At 66.9% G+C, this 12150-nt stretch carries 11 protein-coding genes; 3 read left to right on the top strand and 8 right to left on the bottom strand.

The features are described from left to right. Positions 1 to 3: 3 nt before the first annotated feature. The 8 genes from N5D45_RS00205 to N5D45_RS00170 all read right to left on the bottom strand — a co-directional run bounded on the left by N5D45_RS00205 (position 4) and on the right by N5D45_RS00170 (position 9623). Entirely contained in the window at positions 4 to 408 is a 405-nt protein-coding gene (locus tag N5D45_RS00205; RefSeq protein ID WP_019337750.1) for a response regulator, read from the bottom strand. Positions 409 to 544: 136 nt separating this feature from the next. Beyond that, positions 545 to 1999 (bottom strand): surface lipoprotein assembly modifier, encoded by a 1455-nt coding sequence (locus N5D45_RS00200; protein WP_228354566.1) that lies wholly within the window; start codon positions 1997 to 1999, stop codon positions 545 to 547. Between the two features lie 90 nt (positions 2000 to 2089). Then, entirely contained in the window at positions 2090 to 2854 is a 765-nt protein-coding gene (locus tag N5D45_RS00195) for a Slam-dependent surface lipoprotein (RefSeq protein WP_019659846.1), read from the bottom strand. Positions 2855 to 2913: 59 nt separating this feature from the next. Further along, entirely contained in the window at positions 2914 to 3669 is a 756-nt protein-coding gene (locus tag N5D45_RS00190) for a Slam-dependent surface lipoprotein (protein WP_197657039.1), read from the bottom strand. A 27-nt stretch (positions 3670 to 3696) separates the two neighbouring features. Next, positions 3697 to 6816, bottom strand: a complete 3120-nt coding sequence (locus N5D45_RS00185) for a TonB-dependent receptor (protein WP_279938349.1) — start codon at positions 6814 to 6816, stop codon at positions 3697 to 3699. 184 nt (positions 6817 to 7000) lie between these two features. After that, the gene (locus N5D45_RS00180) at positions 7001 to 7957 is read right to left on the bottom strand and encodes a FecR domain-containing protein (RefSeq protein ID WP_164191094.1); all 957 of its coding nucleotides are present in this window, start codon (positions 7955 to 7957) and stop codon (positions 7001 to 7003) included. Between the two features lie 82 nt (positions 7958 to 8039). Continuing rightward, entirely contained in the window at positions 8040 to 8543 is a 504-nt protein-coding gene (locus N5D45_RS00175) for an RNA polymerase sigma factor (protein ID WP_164191092.1), read from the bottom strand. Between the two features lie 153 nt (positions 8544 to 8696). After that, positions 8697 to 9623, bottom strand: coding sequence for a LysR family transcriptional regulator (locus tag N5D45_RS00170; RefSeq protein WP_228354568.1), 927 nt, complete (start codon positions 9621 to 9623; stop codon positions 8697 to 8699). Positions 9624 to 9773: 150 nt separating this feature from the next. Between N5D45_RS00170 and N5D45_RS00165 the strand changes: the two genes are divergently transcribed. The 3 genes from N5D45_RS00165 (at position 9774) to N5D45_RS00155 (ending at position 12090) form a co-directional block, all read left to right on the top strand. Next, complete coding sequence (locus N5D45_RS00165) at positions 9774 to 10640, top strand: pirin family protein (protein WP_197657041.1); 867 nt, start codon at positions 9774 to 9776, stop codon at positions 10638 to 10640. Positions 10641 to 10712: 72 nt separating this feature from the next. Continuing rightward, entirely contained in the window at positions 10713 to 11393 is a 681-nt protein-coding gene (locus N5D45_RS00160; protein WP_164191088.1) for a hydrolase, read from the top strand. 55 nt (positions 11394 to 11448) lie between these two features. Beyond that, on the top strand, positions 11449 to 12090 hold the full coding sequence (locus tag N5D45_RS00155; protein ID WP_164191086.1) for a hydrolase: 642 nt from the start codon (positions 11449 to 11451) through the stop codon (positions 12088 to 12090). Positions 12091 to 12150: the final 60 nt, after the last annotated feature.

Raw genomic sequence — 12150 nt, 5'->3', positions numbered from 1 at the left:
CAATCAGGCGATGCCCGCAGAGACCTGCGGCGCCGCCACCAGCCCGGCCAGCTGCTGCACCAGGGTTTCGATGTGATAAGGCTTGGTACAGCGCGGCGCGCTGGCGAAGCGGCTGGGCAGATTGTCGTCGTAACCGGAGGTCAGCAGGAAGGGCGTACCCGCTTCGGCCAGCCGATCGGCCAGCGGATAGACCTGCTCACCGCCCAGGTTGATGTCCAGCAACGCCACATCGATGGGATGGGTATCGACCAGCTGCCCCAACGCCTGCAGGTCACCGGCAGGCCCCACCACCTGTGCGCCTTTCAGCTCCAGATAGTCGACCAGGAACATCGCGATGGCGAATTCATCCTCCGCCACCAGTACACGCAGCCCTTTCAGGCCCTCTGGTTTGTTGCCCGCTTCCAGCACGACCGGCGCTCCTCGATACACGCGGCCCACCTCTGCCGCAACGCCCGCAGGATGCGCGAACCGGGCTACAAGAGCGCGTGATGATGGATGAAGGTCGCGGCCACGGCGCGTTCACCGCGGCATTGCAACGCCGCGTTCAGAAGGCCCGTTCCCACTTCAGGCTGAGCAGGCTGCGGTCGTGGCTGTACAGCCAGCCGACGTTGCTGTCGATGCGCGCGTAGCGCAGGCTCAGGCTGGGTACCAGCCCGGCCACGGCCAGGCGCTCGCTGCGCACGATGGCGATCAGGTTCTGTTCGTCGTCCTGCCTGCGCGCCTCCAGCAACGGACTCCAGGTGTCGTAGTCGCGCTGGCGCAGCGACACGAATACGGTGGCCGTGGTGCCACTCCACTGCCGCGCCGCGCCCAGCCGCAGGCCGCGCTGGCGGTAGCCGTTGGCCGGGTCGGCTGCGCTTCTGTCGGTGACATCCAGCCCGGCGAAGACCGTCCAGCGTGGATTGAGCGCGCGGAACCAGGTGGCGTACAGCGATGCCAGCTCGCCGTCGTAGTTGCTGGCAAGGCCCTGCTGGCGATAGCGCTGGCGCTTCCAGTCAGCCTCCAGCTTGAGCAGGCTGCGTGCATCCAGGGCGTACTGCCATTCCGCGTGCACGCCGCTGCCGCCCTGCAGCGCATGGTTGCCCAGGGCCTGGTAGTCATAGCTGGGGGCGAGCATCACGGTCTGCCGTGCACTACGCCAGCTGTAACCCGCCTGCACGTTGGCATTGAGCTCGTTGTACGCACTGTGCCCGCGCCATGCCTGGCCGAAGGCGAGACCGCGCACGTACAGCCCATGATGCCCGCCGAGCACCCAGCGCCGTTCCAGGCTGGCGTCGTAGTCGAGGCCCGCCGCGCGCTGGGCGTCCGGCAGTTTCCGTTCGATGATGCAGGCGTCGCCCACGCCGAACAGGCAGGTGCGACTGGCCGAACTGCGGTTGATGTTGTCACTCCATGCCGGGCCGGCGGACAGCGCGCCTTTCCAGCGCTGGCGCGCCTGCAGGGCGCCCAGGTAACCGTCCACGCGCGCGCGGACGCCGGCCGTGGCCGGATCATCGGCATTGATGCCTGCAGCGATGGCGGTGAACAGCGCGGCCGCATCGCGATCGCGCTGGTCTTCCGCATAGACACGTGCCAGCTCGAGGCGGGCCGGCAGGAAATCCGGCTGCGCCGCCAGCAGCGCTTCGTACTCCATCGCCGCGCGACGATGGTCGCCTGCCACCCGCGCCAGCGCCCCCTGCGCATAGTGGCGCAGCAGGGGGTCATGCCCCGGCAGTTCGATGTACTCATCGAGGAACGCAGCGGCGGCCTGCCATTGCTGATGCTGCAGAGAGAGGTAAAGGGCCTGGCCAAGATCATCGACGGTGCGCTCCACGCGCAGCGTCTGGCCGTCGATGGTGATGGTCGGCCGCTCCGACTCGGCCTGCTGCAGGCGCTGCTGGTCCTGCTGCTGGTGGCGCAGTTCGGTGCCCTGTTCAAGCGCACGACGAAGATCGTCCTGCTGGGCGCGCACCTCGGTGGCAGCCAACAGCAGTACGACAAGGAAGATGGAATGGCGCATGGTCGATCCGTGGTGGTGCATGCAGCGGACCGAAGCAGGGACTGGCGGATCGCGGCTTGTCCCTGCCCTGCCCCGTCAGGGGCGTGGCGATCAGTTCTTGCTGCCGCCGAAGGCGGTGTCGTACTGGCTGTTGCCGCTGAAGGTGGCGATACCGGCCAGGGTGGCCGCGTTGGCGCCGAAGAACTGGCCCTGGGTGGTGCCGGCAACGCTGCCGTTGGCGGTGGCGGTGCCGGCGAACGAGGCGTTGGCGCTGTTGATGTTGGCGTTGACGTTGATCGACAGGCCGCCACCGCTCAGGCCACCGAGCAGGGTGCCATTGCCGAAGTTGGCGCGGAACGTACCCGACAGCAGGTTGCTGCCATTGAACTTGTTCAGGCCTGCCACGCTGTAGGTGGCCACGCCGGCCGGCAGCGTGGTGCCGGCACGGTCACCGACGAAATAGACCTGGCGGTTGTTGAAGCCACCAGCGGCGCCATCCTTGGACCACTCGCCGAACCACACATCGCCGCTGCCGACCTTGACGAAGTTGAAGTGGCCCATGCCGGAATGGCTGCCCGGGGTACCGGTGATCGGCATGGCCAGTGTGCGTACGGTGACACCATTGACGGTGGTCGGGGCCGAGTAGGCCGCCAGGCCCTGGAAATCGACCGGCTTGGCATTGGACACGGTGCCAACGCCGATACCGGCCTTGCCAGCCGAGTGCGGGCCGCCGTTGACTTCCGACGCACCCACCTTGACGTACAGCTGCGCGTCGGTCGCCGGGCTGGCAGCGCCGACGATGTCGGCCGCCTGCGCAGTGCCGGCCAGGGCCAGTGCAGCGGCGACGGCCAACAGGGAACGGTTGATCATTTTCATGGTATTGCTCCTTGGGTTGAGGGAACTACGGGTACAACACAAAAAGGAACGGCGGCGGATCAGTTGCGCTGACCGCCGAAGGACGTATCGAACTGGCTGTTGCCGGCAAAGGTTGCGATGCCGGTCACCGCACTGGCACCGGCGCCGAAGAACTGGCCGCTGCTGGTACCGATGATCGAACCATTGGCGATGGCCGAACCGCTGAACGCACCGGTGGCGCGATCCAGCGTGCCGCTCGCGGCGAGCCTGTATCCGGTCCCGACGAGGCCGGCGGTGACGGTGCCGGTATCGAAATTCGCCCGCAGTGCACCTTCCAGCACGCCGCTGCCATCAAAGCGGTTGATGCCAGCCAAGGTGTAGGTCACGATGCCTGCTGGCAGCGAAGTACCGGCACGGTCACCGACGAAGAACACCTGGCGGTGATTGAAGCCCGCCTGCGCGCCGCTGGATGACCATTCACCGAACCAGACATCTGCATTGCCCACCTGCACGAAGCTGAAGTGGCCCACGCCAGCGGTGGCGAACGGCAGGCCTGCGTCCGGGCCCAGCGTGCGGACCGTGGTTGCGCCACGCACCACCGTGGTGGCGTAGGGCACAAGGCTGGTCACGTCCACTCGCGCCGCGTTGGCATACGGCCCCAACGAAATGCCTGCGCGACCGGAACGGTGCGGACCGGCATTGAGTGTCGATTCGCCTGCGTTGATGTAATGGACGCCGTCCTGGGCCGGGCTCTGCCCGCCAGCGATGTCGGCAGCCATGACCGGCATGGAAGCCAGCAGGCCGATCGAAAGTACAAGGGTGCGGGGCTGTTTCACGGTTGATTCTCCCTGTCGAATGCGGACTCAGAAGCGCGCGGTGATGCCAAGCTTGATCGTGCGGCCCGGTGCCGGAAGCGTTGAGCGTGTTGCCGGGTCGACGTAATAGCGGTTGCCGAGATTGCTGCCGACCAGCTCGACGCTGGCGTGCTGGTTGAAGCGCCAGCGGGCGTAGGCATCCACCGTGGTGATGTTTCCCCAGGTGAAGGGCACGTTCTGCCAGAGCAGGCTGCTGCCCCCGGCGATCAGGCGGTCGCGGTAGGCCTGCAGGTCCGGATTGTCGTGCCGCTGGTAGTGCACGATGCGGCTGCCCAGCTCCAGGCGCTCATCGAACAGGCGGGTGCCGAGTGACCAGTTCACCGACAGCTTCGGCGTGGCCTGGGTCAGCAGATAGCCGCTGACGAAGCCATCCTGGACGCAGTTGGGCACCCGCCCCTGGTCCGCATCCAGCCGTACCGCCGAGCTTTCATCGCAGACTTCGTTTTCAAGGATGCGGCTGATGCCCAGATCGGTGAAGAAGCGCCGGTTGTCGAAGCGCGCCTGCAGCTCGATGCCGCGGATGGTCTGCTTGTCGATGTTGTCGAACATGAAGTACGCATCACGCTCGATGACATTGCGGGTCTTGTGCACGTAGTAGGCCAGCTTGACGTCGGCATCGGCGGTGTTGCCGAACAGCCCGGAAAGGTTGTGCACGTACCCCAGCTCGTAGTTGTAGGCATGCTCCGGCTTGAGTGGATACAGCGGATTGAGGCTGCTGGAGAACGCAATGGTGCTTTCGAACATGCTGGGGAAGCGCACCGCCTCGCTGTAGCGCAGATAGGCACGAGCGGCCGGCGAGAAACGCACCGTCGCCGAGAACGTCGGCAACCAGGCGTGATCGCGGTGCCGTTCGTTGCGCCCGGCCACCGACTGCATCGCCCCGCCCCCGATCCTGCAGCGGATGTCGGTGCCGAGGACCATCGGCAGCAGCCCAGGGATGGCGGCGACCTCGCCGTTGAGGCAGGGATTGGTGGCTCGGCTGTAGTTGCCGTTTGCATCGGGCAACCAGGGAACGCCGTGCTGGACCTCCCTGGGTGTCTCGTACTTGCGCAGCAGGTCGGCCAGCGACTGATCGACGATCCAGCCCATGCCGATGCTGTCCCAGAATTCCCGCTCGCTCTCGAGTGCGTCGATCTCGCCCTGCAGGCTGTCCGGCCGCGGCGGCAGTTCATTCACCCGGTACTGCGCTTCGCGCGGCACGATCGAGGTCGTCTGCAGTTCCGGGTGGGCCTGCAGGAAGTCGTCGAACGCCCAGTAACGGCTGTAACGCACGCCGGCATTGAGGGTCAGGAAGTCGACCGGACGCCATTCCAGCGTGAGGTAGCCCTCGCCCTCCTGGCGACGGCCGGCACGCGGGTACATGCGCCAGCCGTCGGACGGGCCGAAATACGGGTCACGCGAACCGAGCTTCTCGTATTGCCAGTTGCCGCCCACGGTCAGGTCCAGGGTCGAATGCAGGGCGAAGCGGTTGCTCAGGGTCAGGCCGGTCCGGTCGTTGCTCGCATTTGCCAGCGCGGTGTTGCGCAGAATCGGGCTGGCGCCGGCATTCCAGTCCGGATTGCCCGGGGCGAAGTTCGGAAAGCCGCCTGCGGTGTAGGTATCGCTGTCCGTCTCTGTGCGCCACAGGTTGGCGTAGAGGTCCAGCCAGCGGCTGGCGGCCGGCTGGAAGCGGTACTCCAGGTTCCAGGCATCGGACGCAACCCGGCTGAGCGGCCACTGGATGCGCCCATAGTCCGGTGCCGACAGGATGCGCGACGGCATGATCTCGCCGTAGTGCGACAGCGTTCGCCGCCAGGTCGCCTTCAACTGCTGGTCATCGTTGATCTGCCAGCTGCCCTTGACCAGCCAGGACTCCTGTTCGCTGGAAGTATTGGGCACTTCATCGCCGGGCTTGAAGTAGCGCGCCAGCGTGGTGATGTAGTCGATGCCCTGGTACTCGAACTGCTCGCGCCGGTCCTGGTCGTAGTAGGCGCTGCCCTGGGTCCCGGAGAAGTAGTTGCCGCGCTTGCGCCAGGCGTAGGCGGCCATCAGGTCGACGTTGTCGCCACGCACGCCCAGCGCCAGGCGCCAGGCCTGGTCCTCGCCATCGAAGGGGTTGTTGCCACTGCGCGACTTCACCGGCACCACCAGGGTGCGGTCGTCGTAGGGCGAGTTCGGCGAGCCCTGCGGGAACCCCGGCACGGTGCGGTAATCCTCGCCGGTGTGCAGCCGCGGCAGGCGTGGCGCCACCGCATTGCTGCTGCCTTCGATCTTCAGCTCCCCGCCGAAGCGCTCACCCGTTTCCACGATGTCATCGACGTCGATGGTCTTGATCACCAGCGCGCCACCGATCCCGCTGTGCACATCGCGCACCAGCCCTAGCCCCTTGATGACCTGGATGCCACCCATCAGGTTGGGATCGATGTAGTTGCGGTTGCTGACGCCGTTGTAGCCGCGCCAGACCGTGAGCGCCTGTTCGCCACCGTCGATGCTGACCGGCACCCGCCCCGGCCCCTGGATGCCGCGGATGTTGATGTCCAGCGCACCGCTGTTGCGCGCATCGCCACTGAACACACCGACCAGATCCTTGACCACGTCGGCCGGGTTGGAGCCGCGATAGCGCTCCACCCGGTCGCGCCCCGAATACGCCGTGGTCAGGTCCAGCGCGAACACATCATCGTAGCCGCGCCGATCACGCGCCTCGCCCCCTTCCGACTGCAGGCGACCGGCCACGTCCAGTGTTTTGGTCACCCGCACCCCTTCCCCCTCACCCGCCTCCGCTGCGGCCCGCAGGCTCCAGGTACCGTCCATGCCGCGCTGTGCACGCACGCCGCTGCCGCGCAACAGCTGCTGCAGTGCCTGCATCTGGCTGTACTCACCACTCACTGCACTGGAGCGGCGGCCCTCCACCAGGTCACTGCGGAACACCACCTGCACATCGGCCTGGCGGCCAAAGGCACGCACGGCGTCGGCCAGGGGCTGTTCCGGAATGGTGTACTGGCGCAACGGTGCGACGACCACCGGTTGCGCCTGCACGGCCGGCACCCAGGCCAGCGGCAGCAATGCGGTGGAGATGGCAAGAGCCAGGACGGTGGCGCGACGATGACAGGCGGATGCCGTGGACGGCATGGACAGGAACTCCTCAAGCGTGGCGGAACCACGGGCACATCCAGTGCCGGTGGCATGTCTGGCTTGAGGAGAAACGGTGTTTCGCTCTGGCTATACCTCTATAGACAGAAGGGCACAGCGAGTGCCCACGGTTTTTTCATGTTTTTTTTCCATGTGGGGCGCTGTGCGCTGTGCCGCAGGCACCTCACCACACCACCAGCGCTCCGCCGGGCAAGCGCTGCACACGCAGTCCTGCCTGCGCGGCCACCGCATTGATGGCGGTCTCCGATTGCTGCAGGTGGAACAGGCCACTGACCCGCACGCTCGCGCCCTGCCCGCCCAGTACCCAGACCGGAGCACGACGGTAGCGCGCCAGATCGGCGATGGCCTGCGCGGCCGGCTGATCGTCGATCACTACCTCGCCACGCCGCCACGGTGCCATGGTCGCGGTATCTTCCAGCTGCACTGGCTGCAGCCAGCGACCGTCACGGAACACACGTGCCTGCCCGGCATGCAGGCGCTGCACACTGCCATCACCCGGGCGCACATCGACCCCGCCCTCGCTGACCTGGGTCAGGACCGTGGTGTCCTGCATCGACACGCTGAAGGCGGTGCCGATGTCACGGATCTGGCCGCCCGCCGCCTCCACCTGGAACGGGCGCGCCTCGTGCGCTACCTGGAACCAGGCCTGGCCGCGCAGCAGACGAAGGTGGCGCTGCTGGCCATCGAATTCAATCGCCAGTGCGGTGCCGGCGTCGAGTACCGCGGTGCTGCCGTCCTCCAACTGCACCATGCGCGGTGCATCGCCGCTGTGCAGGTCACTGCGTGCCAGCAGCAGCGCGTGTGGCGCAGCGGCAACCATCAGCACCACTGCGGCAGCACTGGCCAGCAGCCACGGCAGGCGGCGGCGCGACGCGATCGGGCGCAACCCTTGGCGATCAGCCGTCAACCCGGGCAGCGCGGCCAGCACCTCGGGCCCGGCGGCATCCAGGCCCTGCCAGAAGGCCTGCTGCTGGCGCCATGCCAGCGCATGGCGGGGATCGGCCTGCAGCCAGCGCTGCAGGGTTCGTTGCTGGCGTTCCGGCAGCGGGCCTGCACTGCACCGGATCACCCAGCGCAACGCCTGCCTGGCCTGACGCGGCGAGGGTTCGGACGTGGTCATGGTTGTGGCCTGCCGCACCGCGAACGGGTGCGCCTTCCTGTTGTGACAACGGCGGGCGCGATCTGCCCACGGCAATCACGGCTCATCGGCGTGTTGCCTGCTGGTGCTGCTGGATCAACAGTGCCGCGCGCATTACGTATTTGCCGACCACGCTCTTGGAAATGCCGAGGCGCGCGGCGATCTCGCGCTCGCTCAGGCCCAGGTAACGGTTGAGCACGAAGCACTCGCGTACCTGCGCCGGCAGCGCGAGGATGGTCCGGGTGATCTCGCGCAGTTGTGCCTGGTCCAGCGCCTGGGCCTCGCCGTCGTGGCCCGCCTCGGCCATGTCGGTGGCGTACTCGGCCATCGCGCGCCGCTCGCGGGCATCCGCCTGGCTGCGGTTGAGCGCGTGATGGTAGGCCATCCGGTACAGATAACCGCGCGGCTCGAGGATGGGGGGATCGCCGGGTACGCTGCTGGCCTTCAGGTACAGGTTCTGCAGCGTGTCCTCGGTACTGGCCGGGTCGAGATAGCGCGCGATGAAGCGAGACAACGCACGGCGCTCGCGGATCAGCAACTCGACCAGCGCCAGGGCATTGGGAGACATAGGTGCCAAGGCCGGACCGGGGAATGATGGGCGTGATGGCGACGGTCCGGACGTGGATTGTGGGCTGCGCAGCCGCAGGCGGCAAGCCGCACCCCAAACCATCATCCACGCATGGCAGGTTCAGTAGATCCACGCCATGCGTGGATGGAAGACCTAGGGCTCGTCCAACGCATCGAAACGCTCGGCGAGGTAGTCGATCAACGCACGCACCGCTGGCAGCAGCCCCCGCCGCGACGGGAACACCGCATGCACGATGCCGTGCCTCGGCACCCACTCCTGCAGCACCGGCACCAGCGCGCCACTGGCCAACTCATCGGTGATCATCATCCGCGGCAGCATCAACAGCCCGACCCCGGCCACCGCGGCTGCGCGCAACGCGATCATGTCATCGCTGACCAGCCGCGGGCGGTGATGCACGCTGGCCTGGACCTCGCCGGGCCCACTGTATTCCCACACATGCTGCTGACTGGGCGAGGCCAGAGCAACAGTCGGCATCATCGCCAGGTCGGCCGGCACCTGCGGCGTGCCCAGCCGCTGCAGCAGCGCCGGACTGGCACTGGTGCACCACACCCGGCGCGCCAGCACGCGTACCACCAGGTCACTGTCCTCCAGCGGCGGCGGCCGCACCCGGATCGCCACGTCCACACCCTCGCCCACCACGTCGACGCGCCGGTTGGTGGCATCCAGCTGTACCGTCACCTGCGGGTGCAGGGCCAGGAAATCGGCCAGCATCGTGCCGATGCGCGCATGCAGGATCGCGATCGGGCACGCCAGGCGGATCGTGCCGCGCGGCTCGGCGCGTGACATCGCAATCGCTTCTTCGGCCGCTTCGGCCTCGACCAGCATTGCCTTGCAATGGCGGTAGTAGTCCTGGCCCACCTCGGTGACCGAGAAGCGCCGGGTCGAACGCTGGATCAGGCGCACGCCCAACCGTTCTTCCAGCAGCGCGATGCGCCGGCTCAGTTTCGACTTCGGCATGGCCAGCGCCCGGCCGGCCTGCGAGAAGCCGCCGTGCTCGACCACCATGGCGAAGTAGAACAGATCGTTGAGGTCACAACGGCGGATATCTGCGATGAACACGGGACGATCTCCTGCGGCTCATGGCCTGCGACCATTGTTCACCAGATAGAACTATGACGGCAAATATTGGCGTCTACCGGCTCAATTGTCGCGGCGATATCGTCTCCGCAATGAAGAACAGCGGCCGGCAGCCCCGGCCAGGAGATCGCCATGAAGCGTGTCACCGGTACCTACAGCGCCCCCCGCCCGCACTGGGTGGGCGACGGATTCCCCGCCCGCTCGATGTTTTCCTACAACACCCACGGCCAGCACCTGAGCCCGTTCCTGCTGCTGGACTATGCCGGCCCCTACAGCTTCGCACCCAGCGATACCCCGCGCGGGGTCGGCCAGCATCCGCATCGCGGTTTCGAGACCGTCACCATCGTCTATGAGGGCGAGGTCGCCCACCGTGATTCGACCGGGGCCGGCGGCACCATCGGCCCGGGTGACGTGCAGTGGATGACCGCTGCCTCCGGCATCCTCCACGAGGAGTTCCATACCCCGGAGTTCAGCAGGCGCGGCGGCACGCTGGACATGGTCCAGCTGTGGGTGAACCTGCCCGCGCAGGACAAGATGGGTGCGCCGGGCTACCAGACCCTGCTTGACGCACAGATCCCCTCGGTTGAACTGCCCGATGGCGCCGGCCGCGTGCGTGTCATCGCCGGTCGATTCGACAACCACGCCGGTCCGGCGCGTACCCACACGCCGATGGATGTCTGGGACATCCGCCTGCGGCAGGGCCATCACGCCGAGCTGCCGGTGGCCGATGGCCGCACGCTGGCGTTGGTGGTGCTGAAGGGCACGGTGCGGTTCAACAGCGGCCAGCCAGTCGGCGAGGCACAGCTGGTCACCTTCGACCGCAGCGGCGAAGACGTGTTCGTCGATGCGGACAGCGACGCCACCGTGCTGCTGCTCAGCGGTGAGCCGATCGACGAGCCGGTGGTGGGCTACGGCCCGTTCGTGATGAACAGCCAGGCCGAGATCGCGCAGGCGGTCAACGACTTCAACAGCGGCCGCTTCGGGCAGATCGCGCACTGATCGTTTCAAAGCGGCGGGCACTGGCCCGCCGCACCCTCCGGGCCATCGCCCACTTTTTCCAGGAGACTGACCATGAGTACCCCCGCCAACTTCAACGGTGCCCGCCCGGTGATCGATCCGGACAATGCCGCGATGCTGCTGATCGACCACCAGAGTGGCCTGTTCCAGACCATCGGTGACATGCCGTTCACCAGCGTGCGTGCCCACGCCACCGCGCTGGCGAAGATGGCCACGCTGGCAAAGATGCCGGTGATCACCACCGCCTCGGTTCCGCAGGGCCCGAACGGCCCGCTGATCCCGGAGATCCACGACGCGGCCCCGCATGCGCAGTACGTGGCGCGCAAGGGTGAGATCAACGCCTGGGACAACCCGGAATTCGTTGCTGCGGTGAAGGCCACCGGCCGCAGGCAGCTGATCATTGCCGGCACCATCACCAGCGTGTGCATGGCCTTCCCGTCGATCGCCGCCGTCGCCGATGGTTACCAGGTGTTCGCGGTCATCGACGCGTCCGGCACCTACTCGAAGATGGCCGAGGAGATCACCCTGGCCCGCGTGGTGCAGGCCGGCGTGGTACCGATGGACACCGCCGCGGTGGCCTCGGAGATCCAGCGCACCTGGAACCGCGACGATGCCCAGCAGTGGGCCGAGGTCTACACGAAGATCTTCCCGAACTACCAGCTGCTGATCGAAAGCTACCTGAAGGCCCAGGGCGTGCAGAAGAACCATGAACCGCTGGATTCGCAGCGCAGCTGAGCTGCCCCCGGGGTGCCTGCCCGCCGCCGGCACCCCTCCCAACCGGAGACCCATCATGTCCAGTGAACCGATCCGCGACCCGGCCAGCGACCACCTGCTGACCCCGCAGAATTCCGCTTTCATCATCATCGACTACCAGCCGGTGCAGGTGAACTCCATCGCCTCGATGGACCGCCAGCTGCTGGTCAACAACATCGTCGGCACCGCCAAGGCCGCAGTGGCCTACGGCCTGCCGATCGTGCATTCGACGGTCAACGTCAAGACCGGCCTGAACAAGCCGCCGATTACGCAGCTGCGCAAGGTGCTGGGCGACTACCCTACCTACGATCGCACCACCATCAATTCCTGGGAGGACGTCGAGTTCCGCAAGGCGGTGGAAGCCACCGGCCGCCGCAAGCTGATCATGACTGCGCTGTGGACCGAGGCCTGCCTGACTTTCCCGGCTCTGGATGCGTTGAAGGAGGGCTATGAGGTGTACGTGGTGGTCGATGCCGTCGGCGGTACCTCGCTGGCGGCGCATGATGCCGCGTTGCGCCGCATCGAACAGGCCGGTGGCCAGCTGATCAGCGTGCCGCAGCTGTTCTGCGAGCTGCAGCGCGACTGGGCCCGTTCGGAAACGGCGCCGGCCTTCATGAACCTCTTCATTGAAACCGGGGGTACGGCGGGCATCCAGTTCTCGTACGATCGTACCGAGTAACTGCGTGGCGGCGCCGACCCTGGCTGGCGCCGCCCTTGGGAACGGTCGAGCATGGCTCGA

Origin of the sequence: Stenotrophomonas sp. GD03819 (assembly GCF_029841665.1) — a bacterium.
Lineage (GTDB): Bacteria > Pseudomonadota > Gammaproteobacteria > Xanthomonadales > Xanthomonadaceae > Stenotrophomonas > Stenotrophomonas geniculata.
Note: the sequence above shows the minus strand (reverse complement) of the source record. Positions and strands in the feature narration are given on the sequence as shown.

Coding starts and splice junctions, on each gene's coding strand:
- N5D45_RS00200 (WP_228354566.1), bottom strand. CDS start 1,999: ATGCGCCATTCCATCTTCCTTGTCGTACTGCTGTTGGCTGCCACCGAG.
- N5D45_RS00195 (WP_019659846.1), bottom strand. CDS start 2,854: ATGAAAATGATCAACCGTTCCCTGTTGGCCGTCGCCGCTGCACTGGCC.
- N5D45_RS00185 (WP_279938349.1), bottom strand. CDS start 6,816: ATGCCGTCCACGGCATCCGCCTGTCATCGTCGCGCCACCGTCCTGGCT.
- N5D45_RS00180 (WP_164191094.1), bottom strand. CDS start 7,957: ATGACCACGTCCGAACCCTCGCCGCGTCAGGCCAGGCAGGCGTTGCGC.
- N5D45_RS00175 (WP_164191092.1), bottom strand. CDS start 8,543: ATGTCTCCCAATGCCCTGGCGCTGGTCGAGTTGCTGATCCGCGAGCGC.
- N5D45_RS00165 (WP_197657041.1), top strand. CDS start 9,774: ATGAAGCGTGTCACCGGTACCTACAGCGCCCCCCGCCCGCACTGGGTG.
- N5D45_RS00160 (WP_164191088.1), top strand. CDS start 10,713: ATGAGTACCCCCGCCAACTTCAACGGTGCCCGCCCGGTGATCGATCCG.
- N5D45_RS00155 (WP_164191086.1), top strand. CDS start 11,449: ATGTCCAGTGAACCGATCCGCGACCCGGCCAGCGACCACCTGCTGACC.